Origin of the sequence: Mesorhizobium sp. BH1-1-5 (assembly GCF_020165615.1) — a bacterium.
Taxonomy (GTDB): Bacteria; Pseudomonadota; Alphaproteobacteria; order Rhizobiales; family Rhizobiaceae; genus Mesorhizobium.
Genome location: NZ_JAIUIM010000003.1, coordinates 339861 through 361389 on the forward strand (window position 1 = coordinate 339861; position 21529 = coordinate 361389).

Below are 21529 nucleotides of genomic sequence, written 5' to 3' on the forward strand. Positions count from 1 at the left end.
GGCTTGGCGCGCCGGTCAGTGACCGAGGACGTTACGCTCGGCCGACGGCGCCAGGCTCTGCGAACCGGGCACCGAAACCGGCGCGCCGCGAAGCACCCAGTCGGCCGCGATCTGGCCGATGACCGGGGCGAGCTGGATGCCGTAGCCGCCGGCGCCGGCGGCCGTGATCAGTGACGGTTCCGAGGCATCGAGCGGCCCGACGAAGGGGCGATGGTCGGCGGTGACCGGATAAAGGCCCGCCCAGCCACGGCCGAGTCGCGCTCCAGGCAGATCGGGCACGCGTTCCAAAAGCAGCTCGGCCAGATCGACCTTCGACTGCTCCTCGCACTGGTCGTTGTAATTGTCGGGGTCTTCCGGCGCGATCGAGTCCACCTTGTGGATCTCGGCGATCAGCTCGCCCGGCTTTTCATGGCGGAAGTTGAGGCCGCTGCCTTCGCCGTTCACGAGGTCCATCACCATCGGCATGGTGTAGTCGAGCGGCTCGTCCAGATGGATGACGACGGCTTCGTGGCGCTCGGGCCAGATGTGCAGCCGCTGGCCGAAAAGCGCGGCGACCTGTGGCGCCCAGGCGCCGCCCGCATTGACCACGACGTCGCAATCGATCAGCCGGGGCTTGCCATCGGTGGCGTCGCCGCTGGTCTCCAGCCTATAGCCGCCCAGGCGCCGTTGCACGCCGAGCAGCTTGCGGTACTGGCGGATCTCGCCGCCCTTGGCGCGCACGATGCCCGCCAGCAAATTGCACATCTCGTGCGGGTCGATGAAGCCGTTGTCTGGCCCGAACAATCCGCCTTCGAGCCCGTCAGGATTGATGTGCGGAACGAGGTCCCTGAGTTCGTTGGCGCGGATCAGGCGCGACCTCAGCCCCGCCTCGGCCTGGATCTCGACCGATCTCGCGAACAGCGTCATCTGCGCCGGCGTGCGGGCCAGCCGCAGATAGCCGATATGATTGAAGCGAAGCCCCTCGCCCTCCCACTGGCGGAACCGGCGCAGCGCATGAACGCGCAGCATGATCTCGAACGGGTCGGTCAATTGCGATCCGACGACGCCGACCGACCGGCCGCTCGACCCCGAAGCAATCGACTGGGCTTCGAGCACCGTGATGCGCGCGCCCTGCTCGACGAGGTTGAGCGCCGTGCACATGCCCAGCGTGCCCGCGCCGATCACCACGACATGAGGAGAAGCTGTCATCCGTGGTCCGCCTCAATCAGGACTGCGCGGCGACGTCGCCCAGGGTCGCGTCGATCGCTTGAAGGATGGCGCCGGCGTCTTCCTCGGTCATCGGCGTCGACAGCGCGAACAGGCCGTAGCTGGCGGAGAGCACGCCGCGGCCAAGCAAACCCTTGTGGAAGGCGTCGAACTTCCTGTGCTCGGCCGGACCTGGATAGATGGAGCGGTAGTCCGTGACGGGATGCGACGTGAAATGAACCTTGAACAGCGAGCCGACGCCGACGCATTGGCCGGCAAGCCGATGCTTTTCGAATGAGGCGACGACCCCTTCGCGCAAGGATGCGCCGAGACGATCGAGATGGGCAAAGCTCTCTTTCGTCAGCGCCCGCATCGAGGCAAGGCCGGCGCGCATGGTGACCGGATTGGCGGTGAAGGTGCCGCCGTGCGGAAGCGCTGGCTTGCCAGCGGTCGGATCGAACACCGCCATGACATCGGCCCGCCCGCCCACGGCGCCGACCGCAAAACCGCCGCCGATGATTTTTCCGAGCGCCGTGAGGTCGGGCTCGATGCCCCACAGGCCTTGCGCGCCCGACCATCCGAGGCGAAACGAGATGACTTCGTCGAAGATGACCAGCGCGCCCGCGGCATGGGCGATCTCGACCATCGCGCGAAGGTAATCCCGGCGCGCCGGAATCAGCCCGGCGCGGTTGGGCATCGGGTCGATAAGCACGGCCGCGATGGTCTCGCCTTCCGCGGCGAAGACGGCGCGCAGCGCCTCGGTGTCGTTGAAGGGCACGGCGATCACGTCGTCCAGCACGCCGCGCGGCGTGCCCTTGGCATAGGCCGTCGACCTCGGCAGATCGCCCCAGTTGGCGGGCGAGGAATCCAGGCTCACTTCGGCGAAATCGTAGGAGCCGTGATAGGCGCCCTCGATCTTGACGATCTTCGGCCGCGCGGTGAAGGCGCGCGCGGCCTTGATCGCCATCATCACGCCCTCGGTGCCGGAGTTGGTGAAGCGGATCTGGTCGACCGAGGGCAGCCGCTCGACCAGAAGCTCGGCGAGTTCGATCTCGCTCAGCGTCGGGGCGCCGAAAGCGGTGCCGAACGGCAGTTGCTCGGTCACGGCCGCGGTGACATCGGGTTGCGCGTAGCCATGGATCATCGACGTGAAGTTGTTGATGCAGTCGTAGTAGGAATTGCCGTCGACATCCCAGACCCTGCAGCCCTCGCCCCGCGCGGCATAGATCGGGAACGGATCGACGAACACCGTGGTGCGCGTGTTGCCGCCCGGCATCACCTTCCTGGCGCGCTCGAACAGGGTTTTCGATCCGGGCATGGCGTCGGGATAATGCGGCATGGCTCTCCGAAGGCGAATTCGACTTGTTGAAACAGCGGCGCAACCGCCGCTCGTCACGAAGCTACGGCTCGTTTGTGCGCCGACGCAATCGGCCAGGCCCGGTCATGCGACCCGACCACGGTCATCGCGGACCTTCATCATTTCGCGGCAGCGGCAACCGTGCGGTTCGGGTGCCTCAGATTGGTCGGCGTGATGCCGGTCTGCTGGCGGAAGACGCGGCTGAAATGGCCGGCATTGGGGAAGCCGCAGCGGTAGGCGACCTCGCCGATCGCGAGATCGCTGCCCTCGAGCAGCGACTTGGCGTAATGCACCCGCAGCGCCAGATAGGCGGCCATCGGGCCGATGCCGAGCTCGGTGCCAAACAGGCGCTCGAGCTGGCGGCGCGAGCAGTTCTGCCTGGCCGCGATCTCGGCGACGGAGAGCGTCTCCTGGAGATTGCTTTCCATCAGAAGCAGCGCCCGCTTCACCGCGCGGCTCGCGGCCGCGGGAAAAAGGTCGCCGACCGGCTGCACGTCGCGGCTGGAACGGATGCGGTCGAGCACCAGGATCTTGGCCGCCTTCTCCGCCGCTTTCTGGCCGATGAATTGCGAGACGAAATAGCCGGCGAGGTCGGCCGCTCCCGTGCCGCCGGCGCAGGTGGCGCGGCCGCGGTCGACGGAATAGAGGCTGTCGGCATGGGCGTTGACATCTGGAAACTCGGCGCGGAAATCCTTGATGTGGAACCAGCTGACGGCGGCGCTGTAGCCGTCGAGCAGGCCATAGCGCGCCAGCACGAAGCTGCCGGTGCAGAGCGCGGTAAGGGGCACGCCTTTCGCGGCGGCGCGCAGCAGGAACGCCTCCTTTTCCGAGCTCAGCTTGCGGTTGGTGTCGAGCAGGCCGCCGACCACCACGACATTGTCGAAGTCCTCGGGATTGCCCATCGCCTTGGTCGGCAGCAATTCGACGCCGCAGCTGGCGCGGATCGGCAGGCCGCGCTCGCCGACGATCTCCCAGTCGAACTCGATCCTGCGGCTGCGGTCGCCCTCGTCGCCGGCCAACCTGAGCGTGTCGATGAACAGTGATAGCGGCGACAGGGTGAAATCGCGCACCAGGAGAAATGCGAACTTCTTGGCCATTTGCCTCCGGGACCATCCTCGTTTAACCGGACATTATGCGAAAATCCCAGGGCCGGGCCTTCTGATTCCGACCTGCATGCGGTCGAAACACCACCGGGGCCGCGACGTCGTGGGGCTAGCGGCGCGCAGCGGCCCGGCTGGCGAGCGCGATGATGATGCGCCCCAGCACGATCCCGGCGACGCCCGCCGCCGCCTTGACAAGGGCGTCGAGGGCGCGCGCATGCCGGCCGGGATCGAATAGCTGCAGGAACTCCAGCACACCGGCCACCACGCAAACGAACAGCACGGTCTGCGTGACCCGGGACGGAAACCCGAGCGCCAGGGCCAGCCCGAACAGGATGTAGGCCAAAGCGCGCTCCACGTTGGCGTCGCCAAGATGCGGCCGGAACTGGATGGGCGACAGCGTTGCAAAGGTGATGATGGCCAGCAGGACGAGCGCGGCGAGACGGGAGAGCGAGGTCATGCCCGCTCATACAGGCGGCAAGCCGGCATAACAATATAGACCGGTGCCCGGTCGGGGATTGGTCCCGCGCACCCTGCAAGCGCAGGCGCCAGCATCCGCCGCCGACCATCATTGTCCCGCCGGACGCTCGGTTGCCTCGCAGGTGTCGGCCTGGCGTGCGACGCGGCCAGGCTGGCCTTGCTTGAATACCGCTTCCGGCCGGTGCATGGTTTCGCGCGCTGTCGAGGGCCGCAGGGCATCCGGCACGAGCCGTCATCCCATGCCTCAGTCGAAACAGCGGGACATCTTGCAATGACGACCATCCATCAATTCGCCGTGTCGGAGGGGCAGGAATGGGTGCTGCCGGTCGATGACGAGACTTACGAGGTGTTCTTCGGCCTCGATGGGCGCTCGCTGGACGGCTGGCAGCCGCCGGTGATGCGGCGCGTCGAGGAAGGCGAGCGGCTCTATTCCGATTTCCCCTGGCTCGGCGAGCACGCGCCGCTTTTGCGCCAGGCGGCCGTCGATGCGCTGGCGTCGGCGCTGGGACCCTATGGCAAGCTTGTCGCGCTGCGCGGCGAGAAGGTATGGCTGCTCAACGTCACCAAGGTGATCGATGCGCTGGACGAGGCGAATTCGCGGATCGTGCGCTTCGACGACGGCGACATCTTGGCGATCGAGCGATATGCTTTCGACGCCGCCAGGATCGGCACGGCGGAAGTGTTCAAGCTGCCGATGCGGGCTTCCCCTGTCTTCGTCAACGAGGTGTTCGTGGAGCGGGTGCGCAACGCCGGGTTGCGCAACGTCTCATTCGAGCCGGTATGGGCCTCGGGAACGGCAATCGCCTGAGGCGAATAACAGTTTTGCGGTTTGTGGCGGAGACGGGCAATCACCGACGCCGGCGCCGCCCCTCATCCGCCTGCCGGGACCTTCTCCCCGTATAATGACGAGGAGAAGGAAGTGGCCGCCCTGCCCTGGCCTGCCCGCTGGGCGCATCTGGAGCATCGCTCTGGCCCAACCCGGACATGCATGAACGGGATGGCCATTATAACCAGACTCTTTATAACGGTCGCTGACATAGCGACGACCAAGGGGAGACGATGCGTTACATACGTCCGCTTTCAATCGAAGATGCCGTTGGCGAGCTCGCCAAGGCGGTAGGCCCGGCCGCGATCCTTGCCGGGGGCAGTGACCTTTTGGTGAGGATGAAGGGCGGCTTCATCGAGCCCGAGCTGATCGTCGACATCAAGGCGATAGGCGGCCTGGCCGACATCACCGAAACGGCTGACGGCTTCCGGATCGGCGCCGCGGTGCCCTGCGCGGTGCTGGGCGAGAACAAGGCTGTGCGCAAGGCGTGGCCGGGCGTCGTCGAGGCGGCCAATCTGATCGGCTCCAAGCAGGTGCAGGGCCGCTGCACCATCACCGGCAATCTCTGCAACGCCTCGCCCGCCGCCGACAGCGTGCCGGCGCTGGTCGCGGCCGGCGCCAAGGCCGTCGTCGCCGGGCCTTCGGGCAAGCGCACCATTGCCGTGGAAACCGTGCCGACCGGACCGGGCCGCACCTCGCTTGCCAAGGGCGAGATCATCGAGGCGATCCTGCTCGACAAGCGGCCTGAGCATGCCGGCGACGCCTATCTGCGCTTCATTCCGCGCACCGAGATGGACATCGCGGTGGTGAGCGCGGGCGTCAACCTGACGCTGGACGACAAGGGCGCGATCAAGACCGCGCGCGTTGCGCTGGGCGCCGCCGCACCGACCGTGCTGCTGGTCGAGGAAGCGGGCCAGGTGCTGGTCGGCTCGAAGCTCGACGAAGCCACGCTGGAGCGGCTGGCCAAGATCTGCTCAGGAGCCTGCCGTCCGATCGACGACAAGCGCGGCACCATCGAATTCAGGCGGAAAGTCGCGGGCGTGCTGGCGCAAAGGGCCGCCGCTATCGCCTACAAGCGTGCGGGAGGCAAATAATGGCCGGTGTAGCTGTATCAACCACCATCAACGGCGACGCCGTCGAATATCTGTGCCAGCCCGACGAGACGCTGCTTGAAGTGCTGCGCGACCGGCTCGGCCTGACCGGCGCCAAGGAAGGCTGCGGCACTGGCGACTGCGGCGCCTGCAGCGTCATCGTCGACGGACGCCTGGTCTGCTCCTGCCTGGTGCTGGGCGCGGAAGCCGAGGGCCGCAAGGTCGAGACCATCGAAGGCATGGCGCATGGCGACCAGCTGCACCCGCTGCAGCAGAAGTTCATCGAGCACGCGGCCTTGCAATGCGGCATCTGCACGCCAGGTTTCCTGATTGCGGCGAAGGACCTTCTGGCCAAGAACCCCTCGCCCACCGAGGAGGAAATCCGCTTCGGGCTGGCCGGCAACCTCTGCCGCTGCACCGGCTATGACAAGATCGTGCGCGCCGTCCAGGACGCGGCCAACGTGATGAAGGGAGCCTGATCATGAATTTCGATCCGCGCTTTACCGGACGCAAATTCTCCTCGGTTGGCACGCGCCCGCTCCGCCCCGACGGCATCGACAAGGTGACCGGACGCGCCCGCTACGGCGCCGACTTCAACATGGCTGGACAGTTGGTGGGCCGGATCTTACGCAGCCCGCACGCCCATGCGGTGATCAAGAGCATCGACACCTCGAAGGCGGAAAAGCTCGCCGGCGTGAAGGCGGTGATCACGGCGAAGGACCTGCCCGACCTCACCGACGGCGACGCCGGGATGTACGACATCCTCGACAACTCGATGGCGCGCAAAAAGGCGCTCTATGACGGCCATGCGGTGGCAGCGGTGGCGGCGATCGACGCCCGCATCGCGCGCCAGGCGTTGAAGCTGATCGAGGTCGACTATGAGGTGCTGCCGCATGTCACCGATGTCGACGAGGCCGCGCAGCACCACGCGCCGCTGATCAACGACCAGGTCTTCACCGAGGGCCTCGAGGAAAAGCCGGTAAAACCCTCCAACATCACCAAGCGCACGCAGTTCGGCCATGGCGATGTCCACAAGGGTTTCGCCGAGGCCGATTTCATCGTCGAGCGCTCGTTCAAGACCGAGCAGACGCACCAGGGCTATATCGAGCCGCATGCCTGCGTGGCGAGCGTCAACCCGGACGGCACGGCGGATCTGTGGGTCTGCACGCAAGGCCATTTCGTCTACCGCCAGCATTGCGCCCAACTGCTTGGGCTCGAAGCCTCGAAGCTGCGCGTCACCTCGTCGGAGATCGGCGGCGGCTTCGGCGGCAAGACCCATGTCTGGGCCGAGCCGGTGGCGCTCGCGCTGTCGCGCAAGGCCGGCCGCCCGGTGAAGCTGGTGATGACCCGCGACGAGGTGTTCCGCGCCTCAGGGCCAACCAGCGCCACCTCGATCGACGTCAGGATCGGCGCGAAAAAGGACGGCACCATCACCGCCGCGGAAGCGACGCTGCGCTACAGTTGCGGCCCCTATGCCGGCTCCTGGGCCGAGATCGGCGCCATGAGCGCGTTCGCCTGCTACAAGCTCGAAAACGTCAAGACCGTCGGCTTCGAGGTGCTGGTCAACCGACCGAAGACGGCGGCCTATCGCGCGCCGTCGGCGCCGATGGCGGCCTTCGCGGTGGAAAGCTCGATCGACGAGCTTGCCCGCGAGATCGGCATGGATGCGGTGGACTTCCGCATCAAGAACGCCGCGCAGGAAGGCACCCGCGCCTCCTACGGCCCGGTCTACGGGCCGATCGGCATCGGGCCGACGCTGGAGGCGGTGAAGAAGCACCCGCACATGAAGGCTCCGCTGAAAGCCAACCAGGGGCGCGGCATGGCCTGCGGCTTCTGGTTCAATTTCGGCGGCCAGACCTGCGTGGATTTGAATATCGGCATGGACGGCTCGGTGTCGCTGGCCGTCGGCACCGTCGACGTCGGCGGCTCCCGCGCCTCGCTGTCGCTGGTGGCGGCGGAGGAGCTCGGCATCGACTATTCGCAGCTCAAGGCGATCGTCGCCGACACGTCCTCGCTGGGCTACAACGACATGACCGACGGCAGCCGCGGCACCTTCTCCTCCTCGATGGCGACGATCTCGGCCGCGCGCAACGCGATCAAGATCCTTCGCGATCGCGCGGCGCAGATGTGGGACATCCCGGTGGAAGACGTGGTCTGGGAAAAGGGCCATGCCATCGCCAAGGGCGAGAAATACGGCAACCTGTCGCCGCTGTCGCTGAAGGACATCGCGGCCAAGTCGGGCACGACCGGCGGCCCGATCGCCGGCCATAGCGAGCTGGTCGCCGACGGCGCCGGCGTCTCCTTCGCCACCCATATCTGCGACATCGAGGTCGACCCCGAGACCGGCGCGACCCGGGTTATCCGCTACACGGTGGTGCAGGATGCCGGCAAGGCGGTGCACCCGACCTATGTCGAGGGCCAGTACCAGGGCGGTGCCGCGCAAGGCATCGGCTGGGCGCTCAACGAGGAGTATATCTACGGCAAGGACGGGCGGCTGCAGAATGCGGGCTTCCTCGACTACCGCATCCCGGTCTGCTCCGACCTGCCGATGATCGACACGCAGATCCTGGAAATCCCCAACCCCAACCACCCCTATGGCGTGCGCGGCGTGGGCGAAACCTCGATCGTGCCGCCGCTGGCGGCAATCGCCAACGCGGTGTCGAACGCGGTCGGCGTGCGCATGACCCACATCCCGATGTCGCCGCCGCGCATTCTGGCGGCGCTGGACGCGGAGCGGGAAGGCTGATGCTGAAAAGCGCGAGGCGGTTTTCGGCTCGCGCCACCTCCCGATGAGGATCTGGAGATAATGGTCGAAGTCACCCTCTGGGGCTCGCTCAGCGCCGTCGCCGGAGGCAAGGCCAAGCACGACATCGAGGCCAAGGACATCAGGGAACTGTTCCGCAAGCTGGCGGAACAGTATCCCGGGATCGAGCCCTGGATCGATCGCGGGATCGCGGTGGCGATTGATGGCACGATTTATAGGGATACGTGGAGCAAGGAGTTGCCAGAGGGGGCGGAGATTTTTCTACTGCCGAGGCTGGCTGGGGGATAACGAGCGAGCGGCCGCCGCCATCGCTGGTTTCGCGGATCCCGCGCGGACCGCCCGCGGGCACCGCCTATCGCCTAAGCCCGAAAAAGCTCAGCACGGCGAGAATGACAACGACAAGGCCGACAATATAGATGATGCTGTGCATGGCATGTCCTCCTGTGGAGGATTAATAATTAGCGACGGCTAATGTTACACCGAGCGGCTGATCGGTTGGCATGAACGGCCGTCCGACCGTTACGGTTTGCCGGTATCCTTGGAGCCGACTATCGCCGCCAGGATAGCCTCGTATGCGCTTCCGACTTCCTCTTCGATCTCCTCCTCCGAAATGCCTGCCGCCTTGGCGTCGGCGAACAACTTGGTCGTCAGCTCGGCCACCGAGAGGATGTCCGCGCCCACATTGCCGCGCATCACATTATCGGTGATCCATCGGCCAAAGAACTCCGCGCCACGCTCGCTCATTCGCCTTGCTCTTTGAGAAAATGCGCCTCGCGAAGGAGCGCATCCCAGTCGGTCCCGATCGTTTCGATCAGCTCGCCGGGCTGATCCAGGGTGATGCCGGCCGCTTTTGCCAGCCGCCCTGAAAGCAATTCGAAGACAGCCTGGTCGCTCTCTCCCAGACTCCCTTCGCGATGCTGCAGCGCCTCGAAGATCACCTCGAAAACGCTGTCGACTTCCTCGTCGATCTCGCTGGCCGGGATGCCTTCGCGCCCGGCCGCTTTGATCATTTCGTCGGCGAGGTCGGCCACCGCGAGCGGATCATCCGTCAGCACGTTCGGCAGATGTTCAGCCATCCATTTGTCGAAGAAGTCGAGACCGCGCCTGCTCATTTGGCCATAAGCGCGCGAGGAACATTAGGTTCCGCTGATACGGACTGAGGTCCCATGCGCCGGGGCATTGGTCCATCGCGTGAAACATAAGCCCCGCGACTTCATTGGGGCTCACTGACGAACAATCAGTCCCTTCATCGTCAGGCTGCCGGATCGCCCGTCACCCGCCCACAGGTGGCGGGCATCCGATGAAAGAACAAGAACCGGGGCAGAGGTGAACAATGTCGATTTCCGATGAGTTGCGGGACGTCAGTCTTCGCTATGAATGCCCGAACTGCCACCAGCCGATCATCAGAAATGGCTCATGGTTCAAGGCGGTGAGCACCTTTCAATGCGACGCCTGCAAAAACCAAGCTCAGGCTTGGCTATTCGGCCAAGCTGGCGCTTTTCGAACGACACGACAAGGCGCAATTTTCGGGAGCGTGACCCAATGTGGATGAGCTCCTGCGAGCCCTTTGCCGAGGTGCGGCTTCCTTTGCGGGAGCGGCTTCTGGTGGCCGCAAACGACAACAGCGCGCTGCACCATCATGATCTTTCCATCCTCGATCTCATCCCGGCCGATGACCGACTTACAAAGATCGCCGCGAAAGCGGAGCCGATAAGCATTGCCGCGGCCGTGGGCATAGCCATCAGCCTTTTCATCGGGCCGGTGGTGTTCTCATGCCTGATGCTGGGCGTCTGGAGCGCGGCGCTGGATAGTAACGGAGGCAAGCATGATCGAGGCGTCTATGACGTTGGAAACCAGGGTGGCGGGTTTGCAAGACAGGCTGAAGGAAGCCAAGCTCAGCACGGATGACATGCGGGCCTTCCAAAAGGTCGCGGACGTGCTGGACAATGGCCATGGCGGCATCGACACCGACGACCTGATCGCGCTGTCGTTTGTGGTGGAGGAAGAGGGTTGAGGGCGGAGCCGGGCTAGGGCTCAGCTTGATTGGGGTGCCCCTCGGGTTGCTCGCTCAGCGCCGTCGCCGGAGGCAAAGCCAAGCACGAGATCGATGCCACGGACATCAGGGAGAGTATTCAGGGATCGATCGGGGGATCGCGGTGGCGATCGACGGCGCGATTTATCGCGGTCGTGGAGCAAGGAGCTGCCCGAGGGGGCGGAAATATTTCTGCTGCCGAGGATGGCGGGGGATAGGCAATCACCCCACCCGTCTTTTGTGTGCCTGAATCGATGACGCACTTGCCATTGGTGTGCTCGTACTGGCTTGTTAAAAGTCGGCGCGAAAACGATTCGTCTGGAAAACCTCAGGTTGCATCTATGAATTTACGCAAACGGTGCTAGAGTGAGAACGAACCATAAACAAAATTCTAGCACGCTGATGCGTATGAGGACTGTATGACCGACACCTCTAAGCTGACTTTCTACGAATTCTTCGCTGGCGGCGGCATGGCGCGCGCCGGCCTCGGCAGTGACTGGCAATGCATCTTTTCGAACGACTTCGACTTCAAAAAAGGCGCTGCTTACCAAGCCAATTGGGATAAGGACGGGCAGACTGTTCTCAAAGTCGGCGACATCCGTAAGGTTCAGTTAAAAGAGTTGCCAGGGGTCGCCGATCTCGCATGGGCTTCGTTCCCTTGCCAGGACCTTTCGTTGGCAGGCGGCGGCGCTGGCTTGCGTGGGGAGCGAAGCGGCACCTTTTATCCATTTTGGGACATCGTGAAGCTGCTAATCGATGAAGGCCGTGCCCCGCGGGTGGTTGCATTAGAGAATGTCACCGGCACGTTGACGTCCCACGGTGGCAAGGATTTTGAAGCCATCTGCCAAACGTTCGCGGACAATGGCTATCGCTATGGCGCACTAGTGATTGACGCCGCTTTGTTCGTTCCGCACTCTAGGCCACGTCTATTCATCATCGGCGTTCGCGAAGATATCGAGGTTGAGAACGCAATGGTAGCACCTGGTCCGATTGAACCTTTCCACACGCGCGGACTACAGGCGGCGTACGAACGCGTCGGCGAAGAGGCGAAAGCTAAGTGGCTTTGGTGGAATATACCCACTCCGCCACACCGCAACACGGTGTTCGCCGACTTAGTTGAGGACCAGCCTGACAGCGTTCAGTGGCATTCGGCTAACGAAACCGCGAAGCTGCTCGGGCAGATGTCGCCTATCAATCTTGCAAAGGTTGAGGCCGCTAAGCGCGCGGGGCGCCGCATGGTAGGCGCTGTCTATAAGCGCACACGCGTTCAGGACGGAGTGAAGTATCAGCGCGCTGAGGTCCGATTTGACGATTTGGCAGGATGCCTTCGAACGCCAGCGGGAGGTTCATCCCGGCAGGTGATAGTGGTCGTGGACGGCGAGCGCATCCGCTCACGTCTGATTTCGTCGCGCGAGACGGCAAGATTAATGGGCCTAGACGAAGGCTATGCGCTGCCCAAAAACTACAACGAGGCCTACCACCTCACGGGCGACGGCGTGGCCGTCCCCGTCGTCAGACACCTTGCGCAATACGTCTTTGAGCCCCTACTTAGGAAACCTAGGGCCAAGGACGCGGCTGCTGCATGAGTGTCATTCCCTGGGAACAGAATGCTGATCTGCGAAATCAGATCGAAAAGTTTGCGGAGGTTCTAAAGACTCAGTCCCACCTGCTCGGCGATCACGGATTGGACGAGAAAGAGTTCTACAATTCCGGCCTTTTCCGAGGCGCGATAGAGCGTATCCGTGGTCAGTACTCAGGGACGATGCGGCCGAAACGCGAGTTCGTGCAGCACGTCCTGAATCATATTGAAGATGCGGGCCTAATCGAAGGCTGGGACCTGAGCGAGGCAGCCGAGCGCAGCGATTATTGGGTGCGTCTGCCTCATGGCAGAAACGCCGTCATCGCCCTGACAGGCGGCATGGATGGGAACAACGTCACGTTGTTCGAGCGCCCGGATACTGCGGACGAGTTTGTCATCTGGAGCATAATGACCAACGCCGGCGGCGATCCGCGGCGCAATGCTTGGTCTGGGATCCACACCCGGCTGTCGGCTGAGATGATCGCCCGCGACCAACAAGTCGACGGCGTGATCATCTGGGATATGGTTTGCGGTACCGTCGGCCGGCCGTGTCCGAAGATCATGGGCGGGACCACGCCCAGGCTTACAGACGTCGGGCCATTCCGAGTGCCGCCGCCATGCATCTACATGTTTCCCTCAATCGTACCCGCTGGCGCCGTGACAAAGGCAATGGCACAGAAAGTGACTGACGTTGCGCTGCTACAGGCCTTCCACACCTGTTTCGGCGGGCACGACGACGAGTTAAACTTCGTGGATTTCGAAATCGAGCTCGCCAGGGACGAGACTTGGCGCAAGACGACTATCACTCGCGCCGGTATAGTCCAAGCCGAATCGGAGATGACGCCGATCCGGAGAGGCTAATGGCGAAAAAACCAAGCGCGGCGGACGATGCGGTCAAGCGGCCGCCACTAGAAACCGACGAACTGCGCAAGGGGATACGCTCCTTCTTTCACGAAACAGACTACGATGACCCCAGTGGCGTTACAAAGAAAGTTGGCAGCTACAAGTGGGGCGTTTACGCATTTTATGACTACGACGGCGAACCCATCTACGTCGGCCAGACCAAGGAGAAGCTGAGCGGCCGTGTCGGAAGACACATGACGAACCAGCGCACCGACGCTGTTGCGATGTCCGTCCTCGACCCCTTTGAGGTGGCTGAGATCGAGGTCTGGCCCTTACCTCAATTCGAAGGCGTGAACAAAAAGCATCCCGACTTCAGGATGGCAAACGCTGCTCTCGACGCACTTGAGCATGCGGTTTTTACACGACTGCGCAGGGAGAGCAAATTCGGGGCAATTCTCAATGAGAAGGACCCGCCGAGCCCCACAGTTGGCATAAATGAACCACCCTCCGTGCGCGGCAGCATCGTGTCGGATACCATTCGAGAACTGCGCAGCCACCCAGATACCCGGCTGGCGCGTCGATCCATGATTGTGTCCAAGCTGGCGCAGGTCATCTCCGAGCGCGAAGTGAAAATGGGCCTGCGGCGCGTGCTAGTGACGCAAACTAAGCGCCTACATTGGCTCGCTAAGCGACGCTTTGAAGCCTTGGGGGGCGATAGCAAAGTCGAGGCCGGGTCGGAGAATGACGACGAAATCGACAGAGGGGAGTAGCAGTCGCTCTCGCAGTGAGGTGATGCGTGCTGTTAGATCCAAGGACACGACGCCAGAGATAATAGTACGTCGGTTGGCGCACAGGATGGGATTCCGTTATTCGCTCCACTGCAAGGATTTGCCCGGCAATCCAGATCTCGTGTTTGTAAGCCGACGCAAAATCATTTTTGTCAACGGTTGCTTCTGGCATGGCCACGACTGCGCGAGAGGCGCTCGCCAACCGAAAGACAACGCCGAATATTGGAGAGCGAAGATCAGCCGCAACGTCAAGCGCGATTCCGAGAACCTTCGGGCGCTACAAGAAGCCGGCTGGCAAGTGATGACCGTGTGGGAGTGTGAAACCCCAAAGCGCAAGCGAGACGCCTTGGAAAACAAGATAAAGTCATTCCTCACGTAGTCTAAGCGCTGCGGCAAACTATAGTCTCAGCCACTATCCCGGCTTCAGTCGCAACCTTCGTTGCAAACGCAAGGTTCAGCATCGGTCCGAGCAGCAAAGAGAGGCTGTCATGCTGACACGCCCCACTAGAAGAGATCTGCCATGCTGGCAGATACGCCTCCTGAGAACAGGACATGAACGAAAGCTACCCACTGAAACCGAGAAGGAAGGAACAAAAGCAATTAACTTTTGTTTCAAGCTATTCTACAGAAGATATGTCGTAGTTTACCCTATTTATATCTGCCATATCTAGTATCAATGAGGCATATTTATAGTGCTCAAGCCATTTTTCATCCCTTGTAGAGTCTTTTCCACTTTCAGGAACGACGACACATTTTAATCCAGAAGCCACAATTGCACGGGCACAGTCTGAGCACGGAAAAAGAGTGAGGTAAATTGTTCCGCCCTCGAGTTTCTTACCAGCGTGACAGGCATTTCGGATCGCATTTCGCTCCGCATGTTCCAAAACGAAGTACTTCCACCGCGGATCACGCTTGATCGCAGCGTGGCTTTCCTCAATAGTGCATTTAAGTTCAGCCGGGGGGCGGTTTGTACCAATCGATGCAAGCTCACCGTCTGCGCCAACGATTGCGGCACCTACTTGCCGATGCGGATCATAACTCCCTTCAGCAGCCGACATCGCGGTGCGAATGAACTGTCGATCAGACTCTGAAAGGGTCATTGCAAGATTCCAGAATGGGTAAGGGGGACGTACGATGAAGCTTCTAGCAGCAGACGATCTTGACGCAACCAGCTTCTTCTCGGAGGGCCAACCGCTGAAGCGAGGGTCCAGTTTTGAACTCACAGTTGGGGTCATAGTGGGTCAAGATGGCAATCGCACGACAGGTCCCTTCGTGCTCAGGCCGGGAGAGATGGTTCAAGTTGTCTCGAAAGAAGTGTTTCGTTTACCCGACAACGTGACTGGGCACGTTACCTACAAAACAGCCCTAACGAGACACGGTATTTGGGCGCTTACTGTAGGCATCGTGGACCCGGGCTGGGAAGGTCCGATTGGAACCACCCTTCTGAATTTCAGCAAGGTCGACTTTCCAGTCGATCGGGGCCAGACCTTTCTCAGGGTAACGCTCTTCAAGCATGCGAAAGTTCCCGCGGCCCTGCTCCCTAAGGCCGTAACTTCACCGGAATACATTCGAGATATACAGAAGATCGCGTCCACAGAATTCCCCCGCACATTTCTGAATAGCGATGCCATAGCGAAGAGCGCACGCGACGCAGTAATGGATCGGATGCAAAAGGTCGGTATTGCCTGGATTACGGTAATTGCAGCCATTTTCACTGTTATCCAAATCGTTCTCACGATTCTGCCGATTGGATTAAACTACCTGCTAAATTCGCCAACCAACAAGTCGATTGATGAACTGGCGAAGGGGCTCGAGAAGGTCAACGGCCGACTGGAGTTGATCGAGCGCGGGAAGTGACATTCCAAGGACGGCGGACTCCGGTTCGCCAGGCCGGCGGCGGAGCATCGGGCACATGCGCCAGCCACCTGGAGCACCCCCTCACACCGCCATCGTCGGCTCGGTATTCACCTCCAGCGCCTCTTCCGCCTCGTCCTCTTCGCCCAGCACCTCGCCATGCACACCCAGCGCCTTCCCGATCCAGACCGGGTCGACCGTGTGGTCGCGCTTGGGGTTGGTGGTGTTGGGGTGGATGAGGATGCTCAGGCCCCCGTGGTTCAGCATCAGCCAGGGAACCAGCGTGGCGAAGATCTCGGTGGCGAAGGAGACCTGGTACATGGCCTGCTCGTGCGGGCCGACCGGCTCGTCGCCAGTTGCCCAGCCGCACGCGGAAACGCTCACCGATGCGCTGGCGCAGCCATTCGGCCTGCCGGCGCTCGGCCGCATCGCCGTAATAGATGTGGGCGTGATAGCTGGCGATCTCCGCCAGCTGTCTCGGATCAAGTGGCGTGGCTTCGTTCATCGCGATGCTCCCGGTGGTTCCAGCGCACAGCGGAACTCTAGGCGGTTCTTCGGTTCCTGGAAACGGCTGGCCGCTCGACAGACTGTTTAGTGGCTGCGTGGTGGGCGCGTGATGACATACGCTGGCGCTGCCCCCTCTCCGTCTCGGCTTCGCCGAGCCACCTCTCCCTCGCTTTGCGGGGGCGAGGAAACGCCAATCGCCGAGGTCGCGGCCTTCGCGGCTGGCGTTTCCTCGCCCCCATGAAATGGGGGAGAGGTGGATCGGCGCGCAGCGCCGAGACGGAGCGGGGGCCAGCGCCGCCTTATGTGATTGCCGTGCTGACGGCAGGGGACAATCGCGTAGGGCAGCGCTGCCCCCTTCTCCGTCCGCTACGCGGCCACCATTCCGGGGCGAGCCACGGGTCTCGCCCGTCCTTCAGACCCCCCGCTTTGCGGGGGCGAGGAACCAAGCTTTCCAAAGCCCGCCCCAGGTCGCTCGCGACAATGTGTATGGCCGCCATTTCAGACTTCGCTTATCAACGATGCAGCATGCCATCCATGGTTCCCGGACAGCCCCGTCCGGCGAAGAGAACGTCTTTGTGAATGAGGCAAGGGATGGAGGGGGAGCGGCGACGGAACGGCCTTTGATGCGCCTTAGGCGTGGCCGTTGGCGCCCGGAAGCGGGCGGCAAGGCGCGCTGAGGCGGGCATGTTCCGGCATCTTCAAAGCGGGCAATCAAGGCGGACCATCGAGCGGGCCGGTCGAAACGGCGCGCTCAACACCAACACGCAACCCCGGGCGCCGTCCCGAGGTGGCGTGGCGGGCCTGTTTTGCCCTCTCCTTCCATTTCAGCGCCTTGGCGATTTTGAGTGCGTTGACGATTTTCCAGCGGGGGTTCGGCATGTCGCATCTTCTGTTTGTGCTCGCGCTCGGCTTCGTCGCCTGGCAGTGGTTCGCCAAGGGGCGAAGCGGGGCGAAAGGCGCTCGGCGGGAAGGCGTGCGGCCGGAAGGCGGCCGGCGCGCCGCGCCGCGAATGGCGTCTTCCGACAACGGTGACGACGAGACAGAAGGCGGCGAGATCGCCGATGTCGCCAAGGCGGTTTCGAGCTTCCTCGGCGAGAAGGGTTTTCTGGGCGAAAAAGGCCTGCTCGGCGAAGCCCTGCTCGGCGAGACAGGGCGGGAACTGCTCGGGCAAGCCGTCAGCCGCGCCTTGCAGGAGTCCGGAGTCGCCGGCGAGATCGAGCGCCGGGCGACCGAGGCGCTGAAGCCGCTCAGGCAGGCGTCAGCCAAAGCCTCGAAGAAGGCGGCAGCGCAGGCGCAGGGCAAGCAGCGGGCGAAGTATCTGCTCGACGGCGATGGCGGCTACCGGCAGCGCAGCGACCGCACCGCGCGGCTGGAACAATCGTTCAGGGGCAAGGGCCTCTGCTCGCCGCGTTAGCGCGGCTCTCAGCTTGAATCGCTTATCCGCTCCAACTCCCTGTTTTCACATCGTAAATCCATGAGGCGCGCGCGCCTCCAACCAAGCGAGGGAAGTACAATGGCAATCACCAGGCAGGTCATCACGTCTCTGCAGCGCGACGGCACGGATGCGCTGGGCACCAGGACCGTGGCGATGAAGATCGTCGACGAGAGCATCGTCTCGGGCTCGCTGCTCACCGTCGAGAGCAACCATTTCTGCATCCTGAAATCGCGCGGCGCGGTGCTCAATGTCTACGAGACCGGGCAATATGCGCTGCAGACGCCGGACAAGCCGCTGGTCGGCTCCGTCGTGCAAGGCTTCTTCGGCGGCTCGTCGCCCTGGGTCTACGAGGTCATCTACATCAACCGCTCGAAGCTGCTCGTGCGCAACGAGGGCGTGGCGACCAGCGCCGAGATGGCGGAGATGTCCTATGTGGTGGATTACTACATCCACATCGACAGCAAGGAAGAGGCGCTCGACCTCATCACGCACATGCCCTTCGCGGGCGCGGTGATCGACACCAAGGAGATCGCGGACTATGCCGGGCCGGCCATCGAGCAGGCGATCAACCAGATCATCCAGGTCACCAAGATGGAGAACGTCAATGAGCGCATCAGCGACGTGCGCGAGGCGGTGAAGGCGCATCTCACCGATTTCCTCAAGGTCTACGGCATCATGCTCAACGACCTCAAGGTGCTGATCATGCCGCGCGACGAGCGCATGCGCGAATTGATCTCGCTGCAGGCGATCGGGCTCACCCCCATCGAGGCGGTGCGCTATTACCTGGCGCTGCGGATGGCCGACAAGGGCCTGGTCTCGGCGCCCAATGCCGCGGCCGGCGTGCCGTTCCAGATCGGCGGCCAGCCGACGGGGTTCTATCCGCTGGGCGACGAAGTGGGCGCGACAAGATGAGCCGCTTCTACGAGGCCGGGCCACTGGCGCAGGTCGGGATCAACCTGTTCTACGGCTATGGCTACAATTTCTACCGGCAGGAAAACCAGCTCCGCGCCGACGACCAGCGGGTGCGCCAGATGGCGTGCTCGCTGCTTGGCCGGGCGCGCGCGGGGCTCGACGAGGCCGAGAGCCGCTACCGGCGCGAGAACATACCGACGCCTACCAGGGCCAATCCCTTCCCCGACCCGGCCGTCGTCGCCAATGCGCAGGCGCTCGAGCGGCTGGGGCGCGAGGTGGGCGGGCTGGAAGGGCTTATCCGCCACCAGCCGGTGCCGGAGAACGACCGCATGGCGCAGCGCTACCGGCTGGAGGCCGCGACGCTTGCTACGCTCGCCGAAAAGGACGCCGTGCTGGTCGGCCAGGCGGAGCTCTTGCGCTCGCTGCTGGAGGGCACGGCCGGCGAGGCGATCCTGGCCAACAGAAACGAGATCGAGACCGGCATCGCCGCCATCGCAACCACCTTGCGCGACCGGCAGACGTTCCTGCTGTGAGGCGCGCGACGCGTCAAACGCGCTCCGGCGGATCGCCGGAGCGGCGCTTGGTCAGAACCGCCTTCTGTTCAAAGGCCGCTTCAGGGCGATGCGGGCGAAATTGTCCAGCGTGCGCGGCACCGGTACTTCCTCGATCGCCTCGATGGCCCCCTTCTTCGCTGCCTCTTGCCGAAAGCGCTCCACCCAATCCTCGGTGAGGTCATCGCGCTGGATCCTGAGTTGAGAGACCGGCACGGCCGCCGGCGCCGGAACATCGAGCAATTCGGCGACGGCTTCGAGATAGGGCCTCGGGTCCGGCAGGAGGTCCTCGTAGAAGAAATGCCGGTGGGGCAATTGCGAAAGGTCCACATAGGCCCGCCAGAACGCGTAGCTCTGCTCGATCTGGAAGAACGCCTGGCTGATGCCGGCGAAGCTGTAGGGAACAGGAGATCGAGCGCCCTTGGCGCGGCTTGTCCACAAGAGCGAAACGCTGGCGCGGTAGAAGGAAATGGCTTGCCTCAGCCGATCGCGGCGTTCGAGCAGGATGAAGCCCAGATCGTTGTTCTTTCGAACTTCCAGCAGGAAGTCCTTGCCGCACTTGCCCTTCGACCAGCTCAGATGGCGCGGAAACACCTTGATGGCGAAGCGGCCGTTCGCGGTCGAGGCTCCGCGGATCACCGTCTCCTCGAGCACATCGTATCTGCGCGGCTCAGGACCGAGATGGAGCTGCTTCAGCCATTCCTGCGAACGGCCCATGATGCCTGTGGCATTGGTGAGACTTCCAAGCCAGTTCGAACCGCTTCTTCCCTCGGTTAAAACTGCAACCCCCTTCAATCTATCATATCCTCTCTTTTAGCCCGCTGCCGGTAAAGCCATAGGAACGCGCGGGCTCAGAGCTTCATTCCCGCCATCGCTTCAGTCTTGCCCGGGCGGACGGGCCGCTCCCGGCCTATGTCCGCCTCGATGCCGCTCTTTCGCGACTGCCGCTCCCGGCAGCCGTTCCGAACGGTCCAGCGTTTCATCGAAACGCCGACCGACTCCAGATGTTTCTTTTACGCAGTTTTGGACGGAAGGCCACGGCGAAGTCGCCGAGCCCAACCGCTCACACTTTTCCTGGAATTGCTCCAGGTGCCGCCGGGCCGCTTGCTATCCTGAAATTGCGAGGCCGGCTCACGCCCTTTGCCGGCTCAGCCGCTCGACCGCGTCGACGATGAGGTCGCAGAATTTCCGATGGTCGAGCTGCATCGCCACCGTGTGGCGGAAGTTCACCTGCTCGCTCGCCGTGCCGCCGAAATGGCGCATGCCGCCCATCTTCTCGAAATTGCAGACCGTCATGCCCTTGGTCCAGCGTCCGGCGATCTCGACGCGGATGTCGGCCTTCTCGGTGGTGAAGACGGTCGGGTCGATCATGGCCGCCACGCAGCAGGCGTCATGCACGGCGGGGTATGCGATCTGCAAAAGGCCGCCATGCGTGGTCGCGATGAATTCCCAGATATCGAGGATGAACTTGGCGATCGAGCCGCCGACGGCGCGCACCCTGTCCTGCAGCTCAGGCGTGGCCAGGGCCTGGTGCGTGAGGTCGAGCCCGACCATGGTGACGTCCCAGTCGGCGCGGAACACCACGTCGGCGGCTTCCGCGTCGGCGTAGACGTTGAACTCGGCCGCGGGCGTGATGTTGCCGCGCGTGAAGGCGCCGCCCATCGCCACCACCTTCTTAACCCGCCCGATGATGCGCGGGTCCTTGCGGGCTGCGAGCGCGATGTTGGTGTAGGGACCGACCGGCACCAGCGTGACGGTCTTAGGCTCATGCGCCATGACGGTCTCGATGATGAAGTCGACGGCGTGCCGCCTGTCGAGCTCGAAGGAGGCCGGCGGCAGTTCGGGGCCGTCGAGCCCGGTCTCGCCATGGATCTCGACCGCCAGCACCTGGTCGCTGACCAAAGGACCCGGCGAGCCCTTCGCCACCGGCACCTTGATGCCGTAGGCGGTGCATGTGGCCAGCGCGTTGCGCGTGGTGTTCTCGACATTGTGGTTGCCCGAAACCGTGGTGATGCCGAGCAGGTCGATGTTCGGGTTGCCGGCCGCAAGCAGGATGGCGATGGCGTCGTCGTGCCCCGGATCGCAATCGAGGATGATCTTTTCCGTGGTTCCTCCCTGGGGCGATTACAGACTGGGGCGGCTTGCAGCGTCAAGGTTCTTCGGTTGGCACAACGGGGTGCAACATCGCGGATGCCGGCGCTGCCCCGCTCCGTCTCGGCGCGCAG

At 63.2% G+C, this 21529-nt stretch carries 24 protein-coding genes and 1 pseudogene; 14 read left to right on the plus strand and 11 right to left on the minus strand.

Translation table 11 applies throughout. The features are described 5' to 3' along the window. Positions 1–15: 15 nt before the first annotated feature. The 4 genes from LB572_RS06205 to LB572_RS06220 form a co-directional block, all read right to left on the minus strand. Entirely contained in the window at positions 16–1188 is a 1173-nt protein-coding gene (locus tag LB572_RS06205; RefSeq protein WP_224667092.1) for an NAD(P)/FAD-dependent oxidoreductase, read from the minus strand. Positions 1189–1204: 16 nt separating this feature from the next. Further along, on the minus strand, positions 1205–2524 hold the full coding sequence (locus LB572_RS06210) for an aspartate aminotransferase family protein (RefSeq protein WP_224667093.1): 1320 nt from the start codon (positions 2522–2524) through the stop codon (positions 1205–1207). Between the two features lie 137 nt (positions 2525–2661). Further along, on the minus strand, positions 2662–3639 hold the full coding sequence (locus LB572_RS06215; RefSeq protein WP_224667094.1) for a GlxA family transcriptional regulator: 978 nt from the start codon (positions 3637–3639) through the stop codon (positions 2662–2664). Positions 3640–3754: 115 nt separating this feature from the next. After that, on the minus strand, positions 3755–4102 hold the full coding sequence (locus tag LB572_RS06220) for a VanZ family protein (RefSeq protein ID WP_224667095.1): 348 nt from the start codon (positions 4100–4102) through the stop codon (positions 3755–3757). A gap of 291 nt (positions 4103–4393) precedes the next feature. Between LB572_RS06220 and LB572_RS06225 the strand changes: the two genes are divergently transcribed. The 5 genes from LB572_RS06225 to LB572_RS06245 all read left to right on the plus strand — a co-directional run bounded on the left by LB572_RS06225 (position 4394) and on the right by LB572_RS06245 (position 9091). After that, positions 4394–4930, plus strand: coding sequence for an imm11 family protein (locus tag LB572_RS06225; RefSeq protein WP_224667096.1), 537 nt, complete (start codon positions 4394–4396; stop codon positions 4928–4930). A 251-nt stretch (positions 4931–5181) separates the two neighbouring features. Next, entirely contained in the window at positions 5182–6042 is an 861-nt protein-coding gene (locus LB572_RS06230) for an FAD binding domain-containing protein (RefSeq protein WP_224667097.1), read from the plus strand. Then, a complete protein-coding gene (locus LB572_RS06235) occupies positions 6042–6518 on the plus strand; it encodes a (2Fe-2S)-binding protein (RefSeq protein ID WP_140804938.1) in 477 nt (158 codons plus the stop codon). Before LB572_RS06230 ends, LB572_RS06235 begins: the two co-directional genes overlap by 1 nt. Positions 6519–6520: 2 nt before the next feature. Beyond that, positions 6521–8785: a xanthine dehydrogenase family protein molybdopterin-binding subunit gene (locus LB572_RS06240; protein ID WP_224667098.1), complete on the plus strand. Its 2265-nt coding sequence runs from the start codon at positions 6521–6523 to the stop codon at positions 8783–8785. 60 nt (positions 8786–8845) lie between these two features. Next, positions 8846–9091 (plus strand): MoaD/ThiS family protein, encoded by a 246-nt coding sequence (locus LB572_RS06245; protein WP_224667099.1) that lies wholly within the window; start codon positions 8846–8848, stop codon positions 9089–9091. 231 nt (positions 9092–9322) lie between these two features. Here the strand turns inward: LB572_RS06245 and LB572_RS06250 are convergent, their stop codons facing one another. Beyond that, positions 9323–9547, minus strand: a complete 225-nt coding sequence (locus LB572_RS06250; RefSeq protein ID WP_224667100.1) for a hypothetical protein — start codon at positions 9545–9547, stop codon at positions 9323–9325. Beyond that, the gene (locus tag LB572_RS06255; protein ID WP_224667101.1) at positions 9544–9879 is read right to left on the minus strand and encodes a hypothetical protein; all 336 of its coding nucleotides are present in this window, start codon (positions 9877–9879) and stop codon (positions 9544–9546) included. The genes LB572_RS06250 and LB572_RS06255 overlap by 4 nt, the downstream gene beginning before the upstream one ends. A 367-nt stretch (positions 9880–10246) precedes the next feature. On the opposite strand from LB572_RS06255, the gene LB572_RS06260 reads away from it, so the two are divergent. The 5 genes from LB572_RS06260 to LB572_RS06280 all read left to right on the plus strand — a co-directional run bounded on the left by LB572_RS06260 (position 10247) and on the right by LB572_RS06280 (position 14424). After that, positions 10247–10711 carry a hypothetical protein gene (locus tag LB572_RS06260; RefSeq protein WP_224667102.1) on the plus strand — a complete coding sequence of 155 codons (465 nt, stop codon included), beginning with the start codon at positions 10247–10249 and terminating at the stop codon, positions 10709–10711. Between the two features lie 543 nt (positions 10712–11254). Further along, on the plus strand, positions 11255–12421 hold the full coding sequence (locus LB572_RS06265) for a DNA cytosine methyltransferase (RefSeq protein ID WP_224667103.1): 1167 nt from the start codon (positions 11255–11257) through the stop codon (positions 12419–12421). Then, positions 12418–13275 carry a hypothetical protein gene (locus LB572_RS06270; RefSeq protein ID WP_224667104.1) on the plus strand — a complete coding sequence of 286 codons (858 nt, stop codon included), beginning with the start codon at positions 12418–12420 and terminating at the stop codon, positions 13273–13275. Before LB572_RS06265 ends, LB572_RS06270 begins: the two co-directional genes overlap by 4 nt. Further along, a complete protein-coding gene (locus LB572_RS06275; RefSeq protein WP_224667105.1) occupies positions 13275–14027 on the plus strand; it encodes a GIY-YIG nuclease family protein in 753 nt (250 codons plus the stop codon). The genes LB572_RS06270 and LB572_RS06275 overlap by 1 nt, the downstream gene beginning before the upstream one ends. After that, positions 13999–14424, plus strand: a complete 426-nt coding sequence (locus LB572_RS06280) for a very short patch repair endonuclease (RefSeq protein WP_224667106.1) — start codon at positions 13999–14001, stop codon at positions 14422–14424. The genes LB572_RS06275 and LB572_RS06280 overlap by 29 nt, the downstream gene beginning before the upstream one ends. Positions 14425–14662: 238 nt before the next feature. Here LB572_RS06280 and LB572_RS06285 read toward each other — a convergent pair whose 3' ends face one another. Further along, the gene (locus LB572_RS06285) at positions 14663–15145 is read right to left on the minus strand and encodes a deoxycytidylate deaminase (protein ID WP_224667107.1); all 483 of its coding nucleotides are present in this window, start codon (positions 15143–15145) and stop codon (positions 14663–14665) included. Between the two features lie 34 nt (positions 15146–15179). Between LB572_RS06285 and LB572_RS06290 the strand changes: the two genes are divergently transcribed. After that, a complete protein-coding gene (locus tag LB572_RS06290; RefSeq protein WP_224667108.1) occupies positions 15180–15902 on the plus strand; it encodes a dCTP deaminase domain-containing protein in 723 nt (240 codons plus the stop codon). 81 nt (positions 15903–15983) lie between these two features. Here the strand turns inward: LB572_RS06290 and LB572_RS06295 are convergent. Both LB572_RS06295 and LB572_RS06300 read right to left on the minus strand, forming a co-directional pair. Beyond that, positions 15984–16404 (minus strand): annotated as a pseudogene (locus LB572_RS06295) (DOPA 4,5-dioxygenase family protein). Positions 16405–17117: 713 nt separating this feature from the next. Next, positions 17118–17285 carry a hypothetical protein gene (locus LB572_RS06300; protein WP_224667109.1) on the minus strand — a complete coding sequence of 56 codons (168 nt, stop codon included), beginning with the start codon at positions 17283–17285 and terminating at the stop codon, positions 17118–17120. On the opposite strand from LB572_RS06300, the gene LB572_RS06305 reads away from it, so the two are divergent. The 3 genes from LB572_RS06305 to LB572_RS06315 all read left to right on the plus strand — a co-directional run bounded on the left by LB572_RS06305 (position 17284) and on the right by LB572_RS06315 (position 19286). Further along, the gene (locus LB572_RS06305; protein ID WP_224667110.1) at positions 17284–17820 is read left to right on the plus strand and encodes a hypothetical protein; all 537 of its coding nucleotides are present in this window, start codon (positions 17284–17286) and stop codon (positions 17818–17820) included. The genes LB572_RS06300 and LB572_RS06305 overlap by 2 nt on opposite strands. Positions 17821–17919: 99 nt before the next feature. After that, complete coding sequence (locus LB572_RS06310; RefSeq protein WP_140804921.1) at positions 17920–18753, plus strand: SPFH domain-containing protein; 834 nt, start codon at positions 17920–17922, stop codon at positions 18751–18753. Continuing rightward, positions 18750–19286, plus strand: coding sequence for a hypothetical protein (locus LB572_RS06315; RefSeq protein WP_224667111.1), 537 nt, complete (start codon positions 18750–18752; stop codon positions 19284–19286). The genes LB572_RS06310 and LB572_RS06315 overlap by 4 nt, the downstream gene beginning before the upstream one ends. Positions 19287–19337: 51 nt before the next feature. On the opposite strand, the gene LB572_RS06320 is transcribed toward LB572_RS06315, so the two are convergent. Both LB572_RS06320 and LB572_RS06325 read right to left on the minus strand, forming a co-directional pair. Then, positions 19338–20099 (minus strand): Stf0 family sulfotransferase, encoded by a 762-nt coding sequence (locus LB572_RS06320; RefSeq protein WP_224667112.1) that lies wholly within the window; start codon positions 20097–20099, stop codon positions 19338–19340. Between the two features lie 336 nt (positions 20100–20435). Then, complete coding sequence (locus LB572_RS06325; RefSeq protein WP_224667130.1) at positions 20436–21401, minus strand: nucleoside hydrolase; 966 nt, start codon at positions 21399–21401, stop codon at positions 20436–20438. Positions 21402–21529 lie beyond the last annotated feature (128 nt).

What these genes read in the sequence shown, in the direction of transcription:
- LB572_RS06315 (WP_224667111.1), top strand. Translation starts at nt 18,750, where the DNA reads ATGAGCCGCTTCTACGAGGCCGGGCCACTGGCGCAGGTCGGGATCAAC.
- LB572_RS06255 (WP_224667101.1), bottom strand. Translation starts at nt 9,879, where the DNA reads ATGGCTGAACATCTGCCGAACGTGCTGACGGATGATCCGCTCGCGGTG.
- LB572_RS06250 (WP_224667100.1), bottom strand. Translation starts at nt 9,547, where the DNA reads ATGAGCGAGCGTGGCGCGGAGTTCTTTGGCCGATGGATCACCGATAAT.
- LB572_RS06210 (WP_224667093.1), bottom strand. Translation starts at nt 2,524, where the DNA reads ATGCCGCATTATCCCGACGCCATGCCCGGATCGAAAACCCTGTTCGAG.
- LB572_RS06235 (WP_140804938.1), top strand. Translation starts at nt 6,042, where the DNA reads ATGGCCGGTGTAGCTGTATCAACCACCATCAACGGCGACGCCGTCGAA.
- LB572_RS06260 (WP_224667102.1), top strand. Translation starts at nt 10,247, where the DNA reads ATGCGACGCCTGCAAAAACCAAGCTCAGGCTTGGCTATTCGGCCAAGC.
- LB572_RS06245 (WP_224667099.1), top strand. Translation starts at nt 8,846, where the DNA reads ATGGTCGAAGTCACCCTCTGGGGCTCGCTCAGCGCCGTCGCCGGAGGC.
- LB572_RS06240 (WP_224667098.1), top strand. Translation starts at nt 6,521, where the DNA reads ATGAATTTCGATCCGCGCTTTACCGGACGCAAATTCTCCTCGGTTGGC.
- LB572_RS06290 (WP_224667108.1), top strand. Translation starts at nt 15,180, where the DNA reads ATGAAGCTTCTAGCAGCAGACGATCTTGACGCAACCAGCTTCTTCTCG.
- LB572_RS06225 (WP_224667096.1), top strand. Translation starts at nt 4,394, where the DNA reads ATGACGACCATCCATCAATTCGCCGTGTCGGAGGGGCAGGAATGGGTG.
- LB572_RS06215 (WP_224667094.1), bottom strand. Translation starts at nt 3,639, where the DNA reads ATGGCCAAGAAGTTCGCATTTCTCCTGGTGCGCGATTTCACCCTGTCG.
- LB572_RS06275 (WP_224667105.1), top strand. Translation starts at nt 13,275, where the DNA reads ATGGCGAAAAAACCAAGCGCGGCGGACGATGCGGTCAAGCGGCCGCCA.
- LB572_RS06285 (WP_224667107.1), bottom strand. Translation starts at nt 15,145, where the DNA reads ATGACCCTTTCAGAGTCTGATCGACAGTTCATTCGCACCGCGATGTCG.
- LB572_RS06220 (WP_224667095.1), bottom strand. Translation starts at nt 4,102, where the DNA reads ATGACCTCGCTCTCCCGTCTCGCCGCGCTCGTCCTGCTGGCCATCATC.
- LB572_RS06265 (WP_224667103.1), top strand. Translation starts at nt 11,255, where the DNA reads ATGACCGACACCTCTAAGCTGACTTTCTACGAATTCTTCGCTGGCGGC.
- LB572_RS06205 (WP_224667092.1), bottom strand. Translation starts at nt 1,188, where the DNA reads ATGACAGCTTCTCCTCATGTCGTGGTGATCGGCGCGGGCACGCTGGGC.
- LB572_RS06310 (WP_140804921.1), top strand. Translation starts at nt 17,920, where the DNA reads ATGGCAATCACCAGGCAGGTCATCACGTCTCTGCAGCGCGACGGCACG.
- LB572_RS06280 (WP_224667106.1), top strand. Translation starts at nt 13,999, where the DNA reads ATGACGACGAAATCGACAGAGGGGAGTAGCAGTCGCTCTCGCAGTGAG.
- LB572_RS06230 (WP_224667097.1), top strand. Translation starts at nt 5,182, where the DNA reads ATGCGTTACATACGTCCGCTTTCAATCGAAGATGCCGTTGGCGAGCTC.
- LB572_RS06305 (WP_224667110.1), top strand. Translation starts at nt 17,284, where the DNA reads ATGTCGCATCTTCTGTTTGTGCTCGCGCTCGGCTTCGTCGCCTGGCAG.
- LB572_RS06300 (WP_224667109.1), bottom strand. Translation starts at nt 17,285, where the DNA reads ATGCCGAACCCCCGCTGGAAAATCGTCAACGCACTCAAAATCGCCAAG.
- LB572_RS06270 (WP_224667104.1), top strand. Translation starts at nt 12,418, where the DNA reads ATGAGTGTCATTCCCTGGGAACAGAATGCTGATCTGCGAAATCAGATC.